This window comes from Bartonella sp. MF74HXZ (genome assembly GCF_042194445.1).
Classification (GTDB): Bacteria; Pseudomonadota; Alphaproteobacteria; order Rhizobiales; family Rhizobiaceae; genus Bartonella; species Bartonella grahamii.
In genome coordinates, this window is sequence record NZ_JBHIMW010000003.1 from 55,668 (window position 1) to 74,179 (window position 18,512).

An 18,512-nucleotide genomic window follows, 5' to 3' on the forward strand; every position below is an offset into this window, starting at 1 on the left:
AAAAATAATTTACATAGAAATATTATTTCATTTATAATACGATAATCATTTCATCAAAAACAGAACATATAATTTGTTGATGACTTAATTATTTTTCATAGAAAAAATGACGAAAAATTTTTATTCATTATGAAATTTATAAGAGAAAGAATTATTATGATTCATATAAATTTCCCATAAAATACAGCATATACCGACACTTCCTCCCATTCCTGATCCTATCAGTGTTCCTATTATCATTCCGGCAGAAAGTGCTACTCCTATACCCATTGCGATAACTGGACCAAATCCTGGAAGAGCAATATAACCATAAGCTGCAAGAGTTGCTGCGATAGCTCCTGATATGCTACCATTTAAACCGCCAATGAAAGCAAATTCTTTAATAAAATGGCAGCACTTTTTTAATTTTTTTTCCTTACAGCTATGAACAGAAACGTTACTGTAAGTTTTAAAATCAATCATATTTTTTTCTTTCATTTTGAATGCTAACTGTTCCTGAATAGTCAACGGATACGAAAAAATGGGACTTTTTAAATTTTACTAAAGCACGCCAGATGCCTTTGTCATCTAAACGCAATCGTTTAATATTCTCAAAACCATTTTGCATAAGACAATTTTTAACTTGTGAAGCAGTAAATGAGTTCTGACCTATTTTAGTGACATTTTGAGTAGAGCTATAGGTAAAGGCTTGACAATAAGGAAGATGAAAAACCTCACTGATTGAAGTAGTGACTGTCAACGAGACACATACAATCATTATAAAAAAAATACTTAATTTCAAAAATTTATTTAGTTTCATCTTGTCACCATTTGTTGAAACAACACTTCATTAACCTCTGTGTTACTAACAAGTTCCCAAGATGATTTTATTTTTAATATTATACTTAATGATAAAAAGTTTTGAAACTCTATTGATTAAATAAAAATGTTTTTTATTATTTATTTTCTTATTAAAATTAATGTTATAAAATAACTATTTCAAAATGGTATTATTTTTTATTTGCTTTATAGTGTAAAATTTAACAGACATGATTTAGCAAGATATCTTTACAATTCCATCTGTAGTCTATAATTAACTTAATTATTATGCTTATTAGTTTTTTATCTGTAATTTTTATATTTCATACAAAACTATAAGAAATATATTTATTATAATTATTTTTTCTTATTTTATATTAGTATGCTAAATATATATAATAATTTTTAATAAAAAATGATGTATAGTACTACTAATTTTACATGTTTTATTACAAAAACTCAAATAGAAATAATTTTTCTGTGGTATTGATACCTTATTGACTTATTATTATTTGTTTATTTTACGTTATTATCCATTATTGCTCAGTAGAGCTGTTTAGATGATTTTGTTGGAAATATTTGCATAATTTCCTTGAATCCATAACCGGGATACATTCCTTCGCGCATAAATAAATTACGTAATGGTGAAAAACTATGTAACAAACCAAGCCCAACGCTTCGTATCATATGAACAGGCAACATATGAGAAAGTAGAGCAGAGTTAAGTGTATGAACAGCTCCACTTCGGATTAATATATCTGGTTTGCGGCATTTGTTATAATGCGCAACAATCATTTCAGAGTTAGAGTTGGACATTTTATTGGGTAAAATATCAATCAAAGTTTGGACATCACGGAATCCTAAATTCAATCCTTGTGCTCCAATAGGGGGAAAAACATGAGCGGCTTCACCCACTAAAATTGTTCGATTAGCAGCAAAATGATGAGAAAGAAGTCCTGAAAGCGGCCATGCTTGAATTGATGTTTCTAAGCGTAGCTTTCCAAGCATTGATTGCATTTGGTTTTCGATCATTTTTGCAATTTCTTTTGGTTCTATATTCAACAATTCCTCAGCACGAGAAGGATGAACAACCCATACAAGACTAGATCTTCGCCCTGGTAAAGGAACCTGTGTAAATGGACCATGTTCTGTATGAAATTCGGTTGATGTATTTTGATGAGAAAACTCATGAGAAAAGTTGAGAACAAGTGCTTTTTGTGGATAATTCCACTGTTTGACACTTATTCCTGCTGCGGCACGTGCAAGAGAGTGACGTCCATCAGCAGCAACAACAAGTGGAGCTTGAATGACTCTATGATCAGCAAGAGTAATACATACATGGTTTTTTGTGTGATGAAAAGATTTGGCTGCCGAAACAAATCTTGTAATATTGGGCGTATGTGTAATAGCATCGACTAAAGCACTGTTCAATTTTACATTAGGTATATTATAGCCAAAAGCTTTTTCACCAATTTCAGCAGAAGAAAAATGCACCGTAGGAGCATGCACAATTCTAGAAGTTATATCTACAATCCTCATGTAGGATAAAGCAGCAGCATATTTTTGAATATTATTCCAAATATTGAGTTTTTGAAGCATTCGTATTGCAGGCATCATAAGAGCAGTTGTCCGTAACTCATCTGTATGAGCAGGGGGGCCAACAAGAAAAACAGAAAACCCCTCATGTGCAAGACTCAGTGCGGACAACATTCCCACAGGACCTGCACCAATAACAGCAATATCTTTATGCTCTTTCTTTTCAAATATCACAACGATTTGAACCTTTGTCCATTGAGAAAATATTTTAACATTTCCAAATGATCACTCTCTTTTTATTATATGAAGCTCTTCTATTATAGTATGTAATAAATAATGCGATATAAAAAAGTAACCTTTTTATGATTTTTTTAAATGCTGGGTTATATCATCGGTAAAAAATGGCGTATTGATAGATGGTTGAAGACTTTAAAAACGAGGATAAGAAAACCTTGAAACGTAAACTAACAAAGAAAATTAAAACAAATGCTAAATTATTACGCCATAAAAAAGTAACAATGCCACAAGCAAAGGCTTTTTCTGTTCATTTACTAACAGCTTCGGGATCATTTTTAGCGTTTCTTTCTCTTATATCAGCCTCTCAAAAAGAATGGACAGCTATGTTCTGTTGGCTTGGGCTTGCACTTCTCGTTGATGGTATAGATGGACCAATTGCACGCAAACTTGATGTTAAATACGTTCTTCCAACATGGTCTGGAGAGCTGTTAGATAATATTATTGATTACGTGACTTATGTCTTAATTCCTGCTTTTGCACTCTATCAAAGTGGTTTTATGGGGATAGGGTTATCGTTTTCATTGAGTGCAATTATTGTTATTTCATCTGCTATTTATTATGCAGATACTAGCATGAAAACCAAAGAAAACTTTTTTAAAGGATTTCCTGTTGTTTGGAATATGATGATTTTTACGCTTTTTGTCGTAAGACCGGGAGAGTGGATTACTTTTATCATTATTGTTTTATCGGCGATTATATCTTTTTTGCCAATTTATTTTATCCATCCAGTAAGAGTCCTTCGTTTACGCAGAATTAATTTTCCAATTTTTCTCTTATGGTGTTTTTTTGGTGTTTCTGCATTCTTTTATCAACTAGAGGCTCCCTATTGGGTTAAAATAGGAATTTCAGTAACAGGAATTTATATATATTGTATTGGCGCAATCATGCAAATATTTCCTCAACTTGGGGCAAAAAATATAAAAAAATAATAAATAGTTGTTTTAAGAAGGGTGTAAGATGCAAATTGATTTTGGAGCAGATGATGATATTTCTTTTACGAAAGAAGGGCGTGCTGGTATTATAAAGCTCACACGCCCTTCAGTATTAAACGCTCTGAATCAACGAATGGTTTCAGCTTTAAAAAAAGCTCTCAGGACATGGGAAACAGATGATAATGTTTCTTGTGTTTTAATTGAAGGGGAGGGGCGTGCTTTTTGTGCTGGTGGAGATGTTGTAGAAATCTATCATATGGGGAAAAGTGCCTCTGCGTGTCAATACTTTAGTGATGAATATAGTTTAAATGCTTATATCAAACATTTTTCAAAGCCCTACATTTCTTTCTTAAACGGTATTTGGATGGGAGGAGGGGTAGGTATTTCTCTCTATGGTTCACATCGAATTGTTACAGAAAATACAGTTTTTGCTATGCCAGAAGGTGCAATTGGATTTTTTCCAGATGTAGGTGCAAGTTTTTTCTTACCATCTCTTCCCAATCATTTTGGCATCTATCTTGCATTAACGGGCGCACGCATAAAGTGGGGAGATTGCTTAAATTTAGGATTAGCAACACACGCCGTTGCTGAAATTGAATTCGATATGATTAGAAAAGCTATTATTGAGCAAGGAGATCCTACTTTAGCTTTAAACGAGCGAGCAATTACAAAAGACTATGAAACGAGTCATGAAATACGTTGTATTATTAACACTTGTTTTAGTGCCCATACCTTAGAAGAATGTCTTGAGTTGCTACATAAAAAAAGTAATGAAGGTATTTTATTTGCTAAAGAATGTTATGATATTTTGCAGTCACGTTCTCCGATAAGTTTAAAAGTTATCTGGAAACAAATGAAACAAAATTCATCTCAAACGTTGGAAGATTGTATGAAAATTGAAAACCGTATTGCACATCATATGATTAATTCACATGATTTTCATGAAGGTATACGTGCTATGTTAATCGATAAGGATAAAAGACCTCAATGGCAGCCAGATAAACTTTCAAATGTGACAGATGAAATGGTAGATTCTTACTTCCAACCTGTTGAGCAAGAGTTATTATTGTGAAAAATAATTCTCACAAACGGATTTCAAAAATCAATTTAATTTATAACTGTTATTTACGGTTTTTGGCACTCATTTGCTTAGTCCTAGGTATTTGTTATTGGATACGCCTTGTTGGTGTTTTTCCAGGTATTCTATGGCGTTTTGATCTTATGCCTTGGCAGTGGCAATTTGCATCAGCTATATTGGCTATTCTCTATCCTATTGCCTTAGTTGGACTTTGGATGTATTCGTTATGGGGTATCATTGTGTGGTGTATTGCAGCATTGATTGAAGCAATAACAATATATTATTCTGATTTTATTTATCAGCCATTTGTACCATTATTTCATGGAATATTGTTTTTAGCTTTCATAATACTACAAATTGTGATGATTTTTTTAAAAAGAGTAAAAAATAAAAAAACATCGTGATTGAAATTTTCGAGCCAGAATAACAGGCTCGATTTTCAATCATACTTAACTTCAAAGATTATCAAGTTTTTAAAAGTAGCTCACCACAGTTTTCAAACATACGTTCCTCAAAGTGCTAATGCTAGATATACTTTTTCCATAAAGTTCCATAATATATATTATGCGATAATGTGATACAGAAAAACAAAAGAAACCCTACTTTAAAACATAAATCACATTTGTAATCGTACAATTCACTTTTAAAACAAATTTAAAACAAAATTATGGTAATGGCGATATAATTGAACAGCGTATTAAAATATTTGGTCTTTAAGGAATATTCCTTAAAGACCAAAATAGTTGTAATGAAATTACGTCGTATAAATAATAAAAATTACTGTACTATTTTACAACGTTTTATACGTGCAAGATCACTCAAAACAGCATTACGATTATTTAAAGCTGAAATTTCATTACTTTCACTTGATTTTACATCCATAAAAAACAAAGCAGGTACAAATACAACACCTGCTGCTGCTAAGGCCACGTTTTTATTTCTTGCTTTAGAACGCTCTGCAATTGTATCATTAATCTGACGTTTATTAGCCAAAAACTCCCGTTGAATATCGGCACAACTCATTGATCCGTCATGTATTGTTGTCGTTGAAATGTTTTTTTCTAAACGCCCTCCACATGCTGTCAAGGAAACCGCTAAAACCACAATACATACACCCCGCTTAAAATTCTTATACATAAAAGCCTCATTTTCGACATAAAAAAGCACTAAATATGTCAAAATTGAAATAAAATAAAGGATAAATTTAAAAGTATTTTATTTAACTTAAAATATTGCACATAATAAGCTTACGTATCTGTTTCAAAAGTAAGACCTTGATATGCAGGTTTTACATAGGATGGGACATAATTTATAACCTTGTTGTAATCCAGCGATCTATCCATATGTGTAAGTATTGCTTGTTTTGGCTTTAAATATTCTATCCATTGTAATGCTTGATCAACAGAAAAATGACTCGGATGGGATTTAAATTGAAGAGCTTCAATGATGAGAACATCCAAACCCATTAATTTGGATAAAGTTTTTTCAGGAAATTCACTAACATCCGTACAATAGGCAACATTCCCAATCCGAAAACCTAAGGAATGAATGTTTCCGTGGTGTTGTAAATGTGTATTGACGCTTATTGCTCCGCCCTGCCCCTGAATAATAAATTGGCTATCTTCATTGATAAGATGCTCTTTTAAAATGGGAGAATAAGATGAAGCTTTTGGTGTTTGAAAACAATATCCGAAAGCACTTTTGAGATGCTCTAGTGTAAATCTGTCGGCATAGATATCTATTAGACATTTTTGTGCAAGTGCATAGCTGCGTAAATCATCAATACCGTGGATATGGTCTGCATGAGAATGTGTGTAAAGAGCAGCATCAAGATGGCTTACACGCGCATCAATCATTTGTGAGCGAAAATCTGGACCTGTATCAATAACGATTGTTGTTTTGTCTCCTGAAGGTTTAATACGTTCAACTAATAAAGAACTTCTGTAGCGTTTATTTTTAGGGTTATTCGGATCACATGTTCCCCAATCACCATTGGGTCGAGGCACTCCTGGAGAAGGACCACAACCTAATATTGTAAATCGGTATTGATCACACATATCTTTTGCCTTATTTCATTTTACTAAATAAACGAAAAGCGTTACGCGTTGTTATTTGAGCTGTTTCTTCAATGCTTAAGCCAATTGTTTCAGCCAAAACAGCTGCTGTATAGCATACAAAAGACGGTTCATTTGTTTTTCCCCGATGGGGACTAGGTGCTAAGAATGGAGCATCTGTTTCCACTAACAAATGCTCATGGGGCACAATTTTTGCTATTTCACGGATTTCAAGTGCATTTTTAAAAGTGAGAATACCTGAAAAAGAAATATAACCACCAAGTTCGATTCCAGCACGAGCAAGTTGCATTCCAGACGAATAACAATGAAGGATAAAGGGGAAAGCTCCTTCTTTTATCTGTTCACGTAATATTGTCTCCATATCGAGATCGGCATTGCGTGAATGTATAACAAGAGGAATCTGTGTTTCTCGAGAAGCAATGATATGTTCTTGAAAAACTTTTTTTTGCTCTTCTGGTGTAGAATAATCATAATGATAATCAAGCCCCCCTTCCCCAAACGCAACAATTTTAGGGTGATTCGAGAGCTGTATAAGCTCTTCCGCTGTAATATTTTGTTCTTCATGCGCATGATTGGGGTGTGTTCCAACAGAACAAAAGACTTGATCATAGCTTTGCACAATGGCTAACAGCTTATCTAACTTATGAACATGGGTTGAAATTGTTATCATACGTTTAACGTCAGCATCTAAAGCCCGTTGGATAACATTATCCAAATCTTGTGAAAAATCTTCAAAATCAAGATGACAATGTGTATCAATCAACATGATAAGTATCTTCTTTCTTCAAGATATAACGAGGAAAAATCGGTTCTGGTGGTGGAAGATCAAGCCCTTCTTGAATTCTTGAGTGACTTATATGATACAATAACCGATCATCTTCAGCAACCGCAAGGCTATCAAGAAGTTTCGCTGCTGATTGGGGTATGAAAGGTAAAAGCATAATTCCTATTCTCCGCAAGATTTCTACAGTGATATAAAGAACTGTAGAAAATCGCTCTTGGTCATTTTTACGTAAACTCCAAGGTTGTTCGTTGGCAAAATAGCGATTGGCATCTGCTACAATTGAAAAAATAGCTGAAAGTGCTAAATGCATACTATAAGAAGACATAGCTTGATGTACAGTTTCAAGTACTTGAAGAGATTGTTCTAAAAGCTGTTTATCTTGAGCTAAAAATGAAGTTGGTCTCGGGACTTGTGCATTACAATTTTTGGCAATCATAGACAAACAGCGCTGTGCTAAATTACCAAGATCATTAGCAAGGTCAGCATTAATACGGTTCACAAGGCTTTCATGGGTATAACTACCATCTTGTCCGAATGGTACTTCACGGAGAAGGAAATAACGGACCTGATCAAGACCATAATGATCAACCATTTCAAAAGGATCAACGACATTTCCAATAGATTTTGACATTTTTGCACCACGATTAAGTAAAAAACCATGTGCAAAAATATTTTTAGGCAATTCAATTCCAGCAGACATTAAAAATGCCGGCCAATAGACTGCATGAAAACGAATAATATCCTTACCAATAATATGCGTATTTGCAGGCCAAAAATCACGTTTTTTTGAATTTTTATTGAAAAAACCAATTGCTGATAGATAATTTGTAAGCGCATCAACCCAGACATACATCACATGCTTTGGATTCTCAGGAACAGCAATGCCCCAGTTAAAACTTGCGCGTGAAATAGAGATATCTTTTAAACCTGATTTTATAAAACTTATAATTTCATTACGCCGCTCAAGTGGAGCAATAAAATCAGGATGTTTTTCATAATATTCAAGAAGAGCCTTTTCATAATGAGAAAGTCTAAAAAAATAACTTTCTTCTTCATTCCATTCAACTGGAGAGCCTAATTCTTTCTCACGGCGGATGTTGTCTGGTCCAATTTCCGTATCTTTTTCTTCATAATAGGCTTCTTGGCGAACCGAATACCACCCCGTATAACGACCGAGATAAATATCGCCATTTGCTTCCATCTTTTTCCAAATTTCTTGACAAGCTTGGTAATGGCGTTCTTCTGTCGTACGAATAAAATCATCGTTAGAACAATTTAATACTGCAAGCATTTTTTGAAACACAGCACTATTACGATCTGCAAGTTGCTGAGGTGTCATGCCTAATGCTGCTGCGGTTTGTTGCATCTTTAGACCATGCTCATCTGTACCAGAAAGAAAAAATACATTTTTTCCGTTTAATCGTTGAAAGCGGGCTAAGACATCGCTTGCAATTGCACTATAGGCATGTCCAATATGTGGAGCACCATTAGGATAAAAAATGGGAGTTGTTATGTAATATGTGTCACGCATGTCATACTCGTTGTAAAACGCTATAAATAAAAGATATAATGACATAACGTCGATTCATCGTATTGTCACGGAAAAACTAATCCTCATGAATGATCTTATGAACTTTAAAAAGTAAGTTAATAACAAACTGCTTTTTATCTAGATTAAACAGTTGTATTTCCTCTATTTCTTGATGAATCTCTTGCCATTTTTCCGCATATTTTTTTGAGAGAAATAAGTCACCCTTTTCAACGAGCATGATAGCTTTTTTTTGAATTTTATTAAGAATTTCATCACAAAATTGTTGAAATTGGAATGTAGAAGAAACAGATGAAAATGTTTGTGCAAGAGTATGTACAATCGTTGCGTTACAAACAGGTTTCTCTAAGAGAGCATCAATTGTTCTAATAATTTCAAGACCGCCATGGCAGATAAGTAAAGCAGCTTTTCGAGGACTTCCTTTAGATTTTTTAATAATTATTTCAATTGTTTTCTCATCAGGTAAGTTCTGATTGGCGAAAATATGTGTAATAACTTTTTTCATTTCATCGTTATTTAACGGACGAAAAGAAATTTTTTGACACCGTGAATGGATTGTTGGAAGCAATTTTCCTGAAGAATGCGCGATAATAACAAATAACGTTTTTGAAGGTGGTTCTTCAAGTATTTTGAGAATTGCATTTGCTGCATTTCTATTCATATCATCTGCAGAATCAATAATAACAATACGCCATCCATTATCTTGCGATGTTCGGCTTAAAAAATGCATAATATCACGGACATCATCAACGAGTATTCCTGTTTTAAACTTTTGCGTTTTTACATCAAATCGACGTGAAATATACAAAAGACCAGGGTGACTTCCTTGTGTAATTTGGCGCCATGGAGTAGAATAAGGATCGGGTTTCAAGAAAGCCCCCTGTTGAGAACTTAAAATGTTCCAAGCAAGATGAAAGGCTAATGTAGCTTTTCCAATCCCATATTCTCCTTCAAATAATAATGCATGATGCAAACGCTTTTCTTTAAGCATTTGTGTCAAAAAATGACGAACATCCTCATGACCAAAGACAACATCATTCTGGGATGGTGATAAAATTGTATCAATATCATCATATTGGCGTAAGATATTTACATTACTCATGAAAGCTGATCCAACAATACCTGATGACAAATATTTTTTATTTGATGTGCAACGGCTTCCACTGAGCCAGTGGCATCAATGACTCGAAATCTATGGGGTTCCTGTTTGGCCAATTGAAGAAAAGCTTGACGCCTTTGTTCTTGAATTTCCAACTGATCTTTTTCAAAATAATCAATTTCTTCTGTTTCTTTTCTTCGTAAATTTGCACGTTTCATACCACACATTGCTGGCATATCTAATAAAAATGTTAAATGGGGCAAGATACCATTGAGTGCAATACACTCTAAAACAGCAAGAAGAGAAGAACTGACTGTATCATTGAGTCCTTGATAAACGCGTGTAGAATCAATAAAGCGGTCACATAAAACGATTTTACCTTTTTGCAAAGAAGGCGCGATAACCTCGGTAACATGGTCGACACGTGCGGCTGTAAACAAAACAGCTTCAATCAACGGTCCATACTGTTGCGCCTGCCCTGACAACAAAATATGCCGGATTACTTCTGCTCCTAGCGTTCCCCCTGGTTCTCGTGTTGTGACAACATCATAACCTTGGTGTGAGAGAGACTCAGCAAGTAAAGAAATCTGCACCGTTTTTCCTACCCCGTCCCCTCCTTCGAATGTAATAAAATAACCTGACACGTATGACCTTAACCTTATTAGCACGTAACTACAAATATTTCCGTAACCATCCAATTGTTATTTCATAGAATGCATTTTTTACTTTTGCAAAGAAACTTCCTTCCTGAACATTCATTCCGGCAAAAACTGGTTTTTCCAGAAGAACCTTTTTATCTTCTAAAATTTGAAGAACGCCAACTGATTGCCCAGAAATGATAGGAGCTTTCAATGGACCATGATATTTAATTTTTGCTTTAACATTTACTTTTTTTTCATTCGAAAGCATAAAACTTATTGGTTTTTTAACAATGAGTGGAACAAAATTTTCCTTACCACCATAAACAGAAGCACGACCAACCGTTTCTTCTTTTGTGAAAATCGTTTTGAGATCAAATGCTGTCATTCCCCATTGAAGAATGCGTTCTATTTCTTTTGTATATTTTTTATCATCTTGTAAACCATTGATTGCTAAAAAAAGACGTCGATGATTTTTAGAAATGGTGGCAACCATTGAAAAACCTTCTTTTTCGCTGTAGCCAAAACCAAATCCTTCTACACCAATTTCCTTAGAAATAAGAGGATTTTTATTACGTTGAAAAATATTATTCCACGTAAAATGAGGCTCACGATAAAGTGCATAATAATCCGGATATTCCTGAACAATATGACGTGCTAATATAATCATATCACGCACGGTTACAAATTGTCCCTCTTCGGGTAACCCTGTTGCGTTAACAAAATGACTCTGAGATAATCCTACTATTTTTGCGCGCTGATTCATCAGGTTTGCAAAATGAGCCTCATGTCCAGATATTCCTTCAGCAAGAATAATAGCAGCATCATTTCCATTCATAATAATTAAACCACGTAAAAGATCAGAAACACTGATTTCTGTCTTTATCTTTGCAAACATAGTAGTTGTACCGGAAGGTGCTCCACCTTTACGCCAAGCATTTTCACTAACCTTGAATTTCTGCGTACTCTTTAACAATCCCTCCTTTAAGTGATGAAATACGACTTCCACTGTCATCAATTTTGCTAATGAAGCAGGAAAAAAAGGAATATCACTTTGTTTTTCATAAAGTATTGTCCCTGTATCATCATCGAGTAACAACAATTGTGATGCAGAAATTTGAAAACCTTCTGCTCTCCCCCACATGTCAAATGCCAATATCCCCCATAAAGTCAATAAGATCCTTAATGTTGTATACATAGCTTCTCCTCCCATCCCAAAGATCAACATAAAGAATCTTATATAGGAAAAAACTTTTTTATTTCCGCAAATTGAGGAATTATTGACAACTCAAGAAAAGACTTTATTTTTATTCAACGTTATCAAAAATAATATGATGCACTTTTTATCTTATACCTAAGTTTAGTTTAATATTTTAAAGTATAAAAAACAAAAATATTTTTAATTTTTTTGTTTTATATTTATAGTACATTGTTTATTATAAATAGTTATAATATTTTAACTTATATATTATTAAAAATACTGTAATATTTCTTCTTTATATTTCTTCTCATATTGAATTTAATAAAATTCGCTTACTTACGCATCATAAGTAAAGTTCGTATATGGATAAAAATTATTAAAAAAGAGAGTAAAAATACCTCTCATCAACCTTTCAAGTGTCAAAATTTATCGCACAAAACATTGGAGGCTTGCAAAGTGTACGATGGTGTCGGTTTATATCTTCATAAGTGTAAGATAGTGATGTCTAAAGGCGTTACCAATCATACCATTCATAGGCGCTATCGTAAAATAGGCTTGTAACGTGTTGAAATATTTCCCTTTTAAATAAGTACGTGAATTGGCAGTGTAAGTGTATTTTGTTTGAGACGCTCTGTTTCTCGTGAGGAGACTTACTCCATTAAAGAACATGATAAATAAAAGCATGAAATAATGCATAATCTCTTCATAAGATATTACCGTGGATGCTTTTTGGAAAGCTGCAAAACCGAATCAAAAGAAAATATTTTTTTACTTTTTAAGCTTTTTATTCCTATCAAATTGATTGTATAGTTGCTTTGGAGATTACACAAACAGACCGATACAATAATCCCCCCTCGTCTAGCAAAAGCTATTACAGCAAGAAAAGTGCGTGCTTTATTAAAGCAAGAAATATCATAAAACGACGAATAGACCAGTAATGGAGTGGAAAGTTCGTACTGAATTTATAATAGCACCCAACCACGCTTTTTTAAAAGGACAACGCGCTTTAAGATGAAAACCTTCCACTAAATCCGTAAGTTCTTACCTTTTTTACTAGAGAATTATATAGATAAAAAATCAACGCATATTTTCTTAAAACAGTTGTAGCCAATTGACCTTTGTTTTTTTGTTTAGCTTATTTATAGAAGCAACTTGATCGAATGGCATCGGCTTATCAACCATGATAGGACCAATTTCTGGCAATTTAACTGCAACAGTTTTATTACGTTGTTCCTGTTCAACAGCAGCTGATTTAGCTAATCCTTCTTTGTTTCCTGTATTGCGCTTCTCTTTTAACAAAACAGTTTCTCTTTTTTTCAAAACATTTTCTGACGCTAATGAATACGAGGCAGCATTTCCAGGAGTATAAGAGGCCATTAAATATGCACCATCATAATAGCCAACGGGTGCTTCAGCAATATATTCTACCTTAACATCTGCAACCCCCCTATCTACATACCCCAGTATTGCTGCAGCTTGCCTTGATAAATCAATGATTCTGTCTTTCATAAAAGGTCCGCGATCATTCACTCTAACAATGATTGAAGATCCATTTTTCAAATTAGTAACACGAGCATAGCTAGGTAAAGGCATTGTGGGATGAGCAGCAGTCAAAAGATTCATGTCATAAATTTCACCGTTGGCAGTTAAACGCCCATGAAAATCTGAACCATACCATGATGCTTCGCCAACACGTTTATAAGTCGGATCATTTTGAGGATAATACCACTTTCCTTTTATTTGATAAGGTTTACCAACAACAGCTCGTCCACGCTTTCTTTCTTCCGATTGATTCTTCTTATTGGATACTTGTTGAGGTAGTACAGAAGTGTTCACGTCAATTGGTTTATTATGATAGGAATCTTTTATTGAAAAATTCATAGTTTGGCTTGCGCAACAAGATACCAGTGACTGAGAAATGACGATCATAGAAAACAATTGAAGTGATGGTTTAATAATAAAAGTAAATTTCTTTTTTTTATTTGAAGGCATCTATTCAGTCCACTTATTTCTGTTAAGTACTACTGTAAAAACCACGTCACGCTGTCACGCTTTTTTTACGCGACGGAAGAATTTACGTTTTTAAATGATTTCCCTCGCGCATATACCACTCTTTAATTGTCCCCTTCTATCAAGAAATTAACACATTGTTAACCTTTTTATGATTTTCGTAAGAAATAAATGTACTATAGTAGATGTTTAAAAGAATAAAAATTAAACAAATCAATTTCTTATAGAAAAATCATTTCATAATATAAACTGTGAATAAGTAGTGATTTTAGCAACTTGTTTTGCGAATCATGTAATGCACTAGGTATTAAAAAATCAATCTATGGATTGAGAAAAGGAGCAACCACATGTGCTGCCAACGCAGGTACAAGCGTATCGTAAGCTTAAAGCTCTTTTTTTTGGACAGGAGACAGCATAGCATCGCTCTATTCCAAAACATCTGATAGAAAATGACTGATTATAGAATCAATAAAAAACTTCAAAAAGAATCAAAACGAGAAAGATTCTTAAATTTTTGTATAGTCTATTGATATTATTTAAAATTGGTGAGCGCGCAGGGATTCGAACCCTGGACCTACTGATTAAAAGTCAGTTGCTCTACCAGCTGAGCTACGCGCTCTCACACAAGCTATCTAGTTTGTAGACTATCTAATTTGCAGAAAGTGAAGGGAACATACGGTTGACTTTTCATTTGGTCAACACCTTTTGAAGAAAAATATTATTATTTTCTTCAGTTATCAATAATTTTCCGTTTCCCCCTCCTTTTTTCATCATTGTATAGGTACTCTTTAATCTTCTTTTTGAAGTTTCAATCAAGGAACAATTTCATTGCAAAATATTGCATAGATTCGAAGCGCTAAAACTATAAGAAATTACTCCCCCTTTCCTCACATGGGGTGTTGAGCATAATGGATAGAGAAAAAATACCTTTTACTATAATATTATTTTTATATCTTTATATTTTAGTTTTCAATTTTCAAATATGAATACAGATTTATAATATAACATATTGATTTATAATAATTTATCATTTCATCACTTGAGTGAGAGAATAAAACTATAAAAAAGAAATGAAAATACCTTTTATACCTCCTTTCAATAACCAAAAATTATCTCAACATTAGGGTTCAGCAAAATAGTATATAGCGGTTGGTACGTTAGACCTGAAAATGGGACAATGAGCAACAATGGCATTTTAAGGGTATGATTTTTATTCATGCATAATGAATATATAACGAAAGCCAATTTATCCTATAGAATAAAACAGACATAAAATTCAGTCTCATTGAAAGTATCCCGAATGACTATAAATTATGCTCACTATTATAGCTGTAGATAATTTTACTTAAAAAAGCAGAAATAATATGCAGTGTGCAAAATGATCTAAATACCCATAGAGTGTTCTAAATATATAAAATGCCTTCTAATTAACTTTTTTATATCAAGAAATTACAAAATACGTAGATATATTTTTAGAAGAAAAGAATATCATAAAATTTAGTGTTGGATAATTCAGTCAGAGCTATAAAGTATTTTTATACATTGTTTAATATTAATGTAGATATATAATATATAAATAATAATTTCATAAAATGATTAAAGTAAGTTTTATATAAATAATAATTTAAATATGTCTATAAATAAACATACTGCTTCATTAACTTAACTTATAAGATCAAAATTAAAGAAAATAATTTTGATTTTGCGATAAAAAGTTTGTAAAAGTGTTATATATACATGTATTTTTACTTTACTCCTTTTTTATTATTTGGATTGGAATATTGAATGCTAACATGTAAACAATATGAGCTACTCTTGTTTATTCATAACCACACAAAAGAAACTGGTGTTCCTCCTTCTTTTGAAGAAATGAAAAATGCATTAGAACTTTCTTCAAAGTCTGGTATTCATAAGCTCATTATAGCCTTAGAACAACGAGGGTTTATACGTCGTTTACCCAATCGCGCTCGTGCAGTGGAGGTGATTCGACTCCCTGAGAAAATAACTTTTAACCTTTCTTTAGCACGTAAAATTTCTCCCAGTATGATAGAAAAAAATAAAAGGGAAATATCAAAAAACTTGAGTAACCTTGACAACTTTGATGAAGAAGAAAAAAAAAATATCACCATTCCTATTATGGGACGTATTTCTGCGAGCGTGCCCGCCTCTGCTATACTGCAACAAATAAACACTCTTTCTCTCCCACGTAATATGGTTAATACAGGTGAGCACTACGCATTAGAAGTTAAAGATGATTCTATGATGGAGGCTGGTATCCTTGATAAAGATACGATCATTGTGAAACGTCAAAATACAGCAATAACAGGTGAAATTATTGTTGCGTTTATTGATAAAAAAGAAGCCACATTAAAACGTTATCGACGCAAAGGTGCTTCTATTGCATTAGAAGCTGCAAATCCTCATTATGAAGCACGTACTTACGAATCCGAACGTGTAGAAATACAGGGCAAACTTACCGGACTTATTCGCAAATATTAAAAATAAACCTTATAGTACGCGATAGATACCGCAGTAAGGAGTTGTTGAGTATTTTTTATTGTGCCACACGCAGTTGACTTCCTCTCCACAGCCAAAGGATGCCCCAATTCGGTCTATAAACAGTCCAGATCCTTATCGAGCGGATTTCATTTTCCCTTCCCTCCATTATCCTTCACTTACGCAAGGCGCGACAAGTAAGCTTTAAAATATTCACCACGTACTTTATAAAAGAACTTGAATGCTTTGAAGGAAGCAACCTTATATCATCGTCCTCAATGACAGAATTTTATGATACAATAAGATAAAATTGTATGCATGCATAAAAACACATAAAATTTTGTAGAAAAAAATCAAATAACTTTGTAACAGATTTTATTGCATAGGTATAAAAATAAAGAACATTATTTTTCAGTTATAAAAGTGTAACTCAATCATTCACAATAATTGTAGGATCATCATGGTAGCACCTCGTATTAGTTTTGTCTCCCTCGGATGCCCAAAAGCACTCGTAGATTCTGAGCGAATTATTACACGCCTTCGCTCTGAAGGGTATGAAATTTCACGTCAACATCAAGGAGCTGATGTCGTTATTGTGAATACCTGTGGCTTTCTTGACTCGGCAAGGAGAGAATCATTAGCCAATATTGATGAAGCTCTCAAAAAAAATGGAAAAGTTATTGTAACGGGGTGTCTTGGTGCTGATCCTGATGTTATTCGCCAAACGTATCCTAATGTATTGGCTATTACAAAACCGCAAGCTTATGAAAGTGTTATAGAAGCTGTTCATACAGCAATTCCTCCTGTTCATGATCCTTTTCTTGATTTAGTTCCTCCCCAAGGTATTCGTTTAACACCTCGCCATTACGCCTACTTAAAGATTTCTGAAGGATGCTCTAACCAGTGTAGTTTTTGTATCATCCCCACTCTGCGTGGTGATCTCACTTCACGTCCCATCAGCGATGTTCTTCGTGAAGCTGAAAAACTCGTGCAAGCGGGTGTAAAAGAACTTTTAGTTATTTCACAAGATACGAGTGCTTATGGTATTGATCTAAAATATCTCGAAAATTCTTGGAAAGATCGTACAATCAAAACAAAATTCTTTGATCTTTGTCGCGAATTAGGCAATATGGGTATTTGGATACGTATGCATTACGTTTATCCTTATCCCCATGTTGATGAAGTTATCGAACTTATGGCTGCAAAAAAAATTCTTCCTTATCTGGATATTCCTTTTCAGCACGCATCACCAGCTGTTTTGCGTCATATGAAGCGTCCTGCACTCATAGAAAAAACAAACCGTAGAATTGAAAAATGGCGAAAAATATGTCCAGATCTTACTTTGCGGTCAACATTTATTGTTGGTTTTCCTGGCGAAACGAATGAAGATTTTAATATACTCCTAGAATGGCTAGAAGAAGCAAAAATTGAACGTGCTGGGTGCTTTAAATATGAAGAAGTAAAAGGAGCCGCCGCAAATGATTTGGGATTAGAAAATATTCCTGAAGAGGTGAAAGAAAATCGCTGGCATCGTTTTATGGCAAAACAACAACAAATTTCTACACATCTTTTAAAGAAAAAAATTGGAAAAAGACTCCAAGTGCTTATCGATGAAAGTCAAGGAAAAGTTGCCAAAGGACGTAGTCAATACGATGCTCCAGAAATAGATGGTGTTGTCCATATATCATCACGACGCCCGTTGCGTGTTGGTGAATTTGTCAGCGTTAAAATTGAACAGTCGGATGCTTATGATCTTTATGGTGTAGCAGTTTGAAAATTTAACTTCTTCCCTGTCCTCAATGATGAAGATTTCTATCAGCATTGGTTTATAAAAAGATCGGCTACTCACAATCGAACTTGATCACTTATATAACTCACTTCATGAGAATTTACGAACAACCCTCGCCCTGAATGTTTGCTATACACTCCACAAATACCAAGCAGTTATATATTCTCTTAATTTAATGCCTTAAATGAGGTGACGGCGACGCAAAAGAAAAAAACACAAGGTTCACAATT

At 33.8% G+C, this 18,512-nt stretch carries 16 protein-coding genes, 1 tRNA gene and 1 pseudogene; 6 read left to right on the forward strand and 12 right to left on the reverse strand.

The window, feature by feature from the left end; all coding sequences use genetic code 11:
* Positions 1-120 precede the first annotated feature (120 nt).
* From ACFIJ8_RS03005 to ACFIJ8_RS03015, 3 genes are all read right to left on the reverse strand, one after another.
* Positions 121-477, reverse strand: coding sequence for a hypothetical protein (locus ACFIJ8_RS03005; protein ID WP_375638979.1), 357 nt, complete (start codon positions 475-477; stop codon positions 121-123).
* Complete coding sequence (locus ACFIJ8_RS03010) at positions 455-799, reverse strand: hypothetical protein (protein ID WP_015856389.1); 345 nt, start codon at positions 797-799, stop codon at positions 455-457. The genes ACFIJ8_RS03005 and ACFIJ8_RS03010 overlap by 23 nt, the downstream gene beginning before the upstream one ends.
* Positions 800-1,341: 542 nt before the next feature.
* Complete coding sequence (locus ACFIJ8_RS03015) at positions 1,342-2,568, reverse strand: UbiH/UbiF family hydroxylase (protein ID WP_273787967.1); 1,227 nt, start codon at positions 2,566-2,568, stop codon at positions 1,342-1,344.
* 182 nt (positions 2,569-2,750) lie between these two features.
* Between ACFIJ8_RS03015 and pcsA the strand changes: the two genes are divergently transcribed.
* The 3 genes from pcsA to ACFIJ8_RS03030 are packed head-to-tail and all read left to right on the forward strand — an operon-like array spanning position 2,751 to position 5,045.
* Positions 2,751-3,560, forward strand: coding sequence for a phosphatidylcholine synthase (gene pcsA / locus ACFIJ8_RS03020; RefSeq protein ID WP_375638980.1), 810 nt, complete (start codon positions 2,751-2,753; stop codon positions 3,558-3,560).
* 28 nt (positions 3,561-3,588) lie between these two features.
* A complete protein-coding gene (locus tag ACFIJ8_RS03025) occupies positions 3,589-4,635 on the forward strand; it encodes an enoyl-CoA hydratase/isomerase family protein (protein WP_273787965.1) in 1,047 nt (348 codons plus the stop codon).
* Positions 4,632-5,045: a DUF6163 family protein gene (locus ACFIJ8_RS03030; protein ID WP_375638981.1), complete on the forward strand. Its 414-nt coding sequence runs from the start codon at positions 4,632-4,634 to the stop codon at positions 5,043-5,045. Before ACFIJ8_RS03025 ends, ACFIJ8_RS03030 begins: the two co-directional genes overlap by 4 nt.
* Positions 5,046-5,418: 373 nt before the next feature.
* Here ACFIJ8_RS03030 and ACFIJ8_RS03035 read toward each other — a convergent pair whose 3' ends face one another.
* The 8 genes from ACFIJ8_RS03035 to ACFIJ8_RS03070 form a co-directional block, all read right to left on the reverse strand.
* A complete protein-coding gene (locus ACFIJ8_RS03035) occupies positions 5,419-5,778 on the reverse strand; it encodes a hypothetical protein (RefSeq protein ID WP_375638982.1) in 360 nt (119 codons plus the stop codon).
* A 110-nt stretch (positions 5,779-5,888) separates the two neighbouring features.
* Positions 5,889-6,698 (reverse strand): MBL fold metallo-hydrolase, encoded by an 810-nt coding sequence (locus ACFIJ8_RS03040; protein WP_273787963.1) that lies wholly within the window; start codon positions 6,696-6,698, stop codon positions 5,889-5,891.
* Between the two features lie 10 nt (positions 6,699-6,708).
* Positions 6,709-7,482, reverse strand: coding sequence for a TatD family hydrolase (locus tag ACFIJ8_RS03045; protein ID WP_375638983.1), 774 nt, complete (start codon positions 7,480-7,482; stop codon positions 6,709-6,711).
* Positions 7,472-9,031, reverse strand: coding sequence for a methionine--tRNA ligase (gene metG, locus ACFIJ8_RS03050; RefSeq protein WP_375638984.1), 1,560 nt, complete (start codon positions 9,029-9,031; stop codon positions 7,472-7,474). The genes ACFIJ8_RS03045 and metG overlap by 11 nt, the downstream gene beginning before the upstream one ends.
* 76 nt (positions 9,032-9,107) lie before the next feature.
* On the reverse strand, positions 9,108-10,151 hold the full coding sequence (locus ACFIJ8_RS03055) for a DNA polymerase III subunit delta' (RefSeq protein ID WP_375638985.1): 1,044 nt from the start codon (positions 10,149-10,151) through the stop codon (positions 9,108-9,110).
* The gene (gene tmk, locus ACFIJ8_RS03060; RefSeq protein ID WP_375638986.1) at positions 10,148-10,792 is read right to left on the reverse strand and encodes a dTMP kinase; all 645 of its coding nucleotides are present in this window, start codon (positions 10,790-10,792) and stop codon (positions 10,148-10,150) included. The genes ACFIJ8_RS03055 and tmk overlap by 4 nt, the downstream gene beginning before the upstream one ends.
* 28 nt (positions 10,793-10,820) lie before the next feature.
* On the reverse strand, positions 10,821-11,984 hold the full coding sequence (locus ACFIJ8_RS03065) for a D-alanyl-D-alanine carboxypeptidase family protein (protein ID WP_375638987.1): 1,164 nt from the start codon (positions 11,982-11,984) through the stop codon (positions 10,821-10,823).
* A 1,095-nt stretch (positions 11,985-13,079) separates the two neighbouring features.
* A complete protein-coding gene (locus ACFIJ8_RS03070) occupies positions 13,080-13,979 on the reverse strand; it encodes a septal ring lytic transglycosylase RlpA family protein (RefSeq protein WP_273787957.1) in 900 nt (299 codons plus the stop codon).
* A gap of 285 nt (positions 13,980-14,264) precedes the next feature.
* Here ACFIJ8_RS03070 and ACFIJ8_RS03075 point away from each other — a divergent pair.
* Positions 14,265-14,450: pseudogene (locus ACFIJ8_RS03075) on the forward strand (integrase); the annotation flags it as partial.
* Positions 14,451-14,540: 90 nt separating this feature from the next.
* On the opposite strand, the gene ACFIJ8_RS03080 reads toward ACFIJ8_RS03075, so the two are convergent.
* Positions 14,541-14,616: transfer RNA gene (locus tag ACFIJ8_RS03080), tRNA-Lys, on the reverse strand.
* Between the two features lie 1,166 nt (positions 14,617-15,782).
* Here ACFIJ8_RS03080 and lexA point away from each other — a divergent pair.
* Positions 15,783-16,496, forward strand: a complete 714-nt coding sequence (gene lexA / locus ACFIJ8_RS03085) for a transcriptional repressor LexA (protein ID WP_015856402.1) — start codon at positions 15,783-15,785, stop codon at positions 16,494-16,496.
* 457 nt (positions 16,497-16,953) lie between these two features.
* Positions 16,954-18,267, forward strand: coding sequence for a 30S ribosomal protein S12 methylthiotransferase RimO (gene rimO / locus ACFIJ8_RS03090; protein ID WP_375638988.1), 1,314 nt, complete (start codon positions 16,954-16,956; stop codon positions 18,265-18,267).
* Positions 18,268-18,512 lie beyond the last annotated feature (245 nt).

Coding starts and splice junctions, on each gene's coding strand:
- metG (WP_375638984.1), bottom strand. CDS start 9,031: ATGCGTGACACATATTACATAACAACTCCCATTTTTTATCCTAATGGT.
- ACFIJ8_RS03045 (WP_375638983.1), bottom strand. CDS start 7,482: ATGTTGATTGATACACATTGTCATCTTGATTTTGAAGATTTTTCACAA.
- ACFIJ8_RS03035 (WP_375638982.1), bottom strand. CDS start 5,778: ATGTATAAGAATTTTAAGCGGGGTGTATGTATTGTGGTTTTAGCGGTT.
- ACFIJ8_RS03070 (WP_273787957.1), bottom strand. CDS start 13,979: ATGCCTTCAAATAAAAAAAAGAAATTTACTTTTATTATTAAACCATCA.
- ACFIJ8_RS03065 (WP_375638987.1), bottom strand. CDS start 11,984: ATGTATACAACATTAAGGATCTTATTGACTTTATGGGGGATATTGGCA.
- ACFIJ8_RS03040 (WP_273787963.1), bottom strand. CDS start 6,698: ATGTGTGATCAATACCGATTTACAATATTAGGTTGTGGTCCTTCTCCA.
- ACFIJ8_RS03055 (WP_375638985.1), bottom strand. CDS start 10,151: ATGAGTAATGTAAATATCTTACGCCAATATGATGATATTGATACAATT.
- pcsA (WP_375638980.1), top strand. CDS start 2,751: ATGGTTGAAGACTTTAAAAACGAGGATAAGAAAACCTTGAAACGTAAA.
- lexA (WP_015856402.1), top strand. CDS start 15,783: ATGCTAACATGTAAACAATATGAGCTACTCTTGTTTATTCATAACCAC.
- ACFIJ8_RS03005 (WP_375638979.1), bottom strand. CDS start 477: ATGAAAGAAAAAAATATGATTGATTTTAAAACTTACAGTAACGTTTCT.
- rimO (WP_375638988.1), top strand. CDS start 16,954: ATGGTAGCACCTCGTATTAGTTTTGTCTCCCTCGGATGCCCAAAAGCA.
- ACFIJ8_RS03025 (WP_273787965.1), top strand. CDS start 3,589: ATGCAAATTGATTTTGGAGCAGATGATGATATTTCTTTTACGAAAGAA.
- ACFIJ8_RS03010 (WP_015856389.1), bottom strand. CDS start 799: ATGAAACTAAATAAATTTTTGAAATTAAGTATTTTTTTTATAATGATT.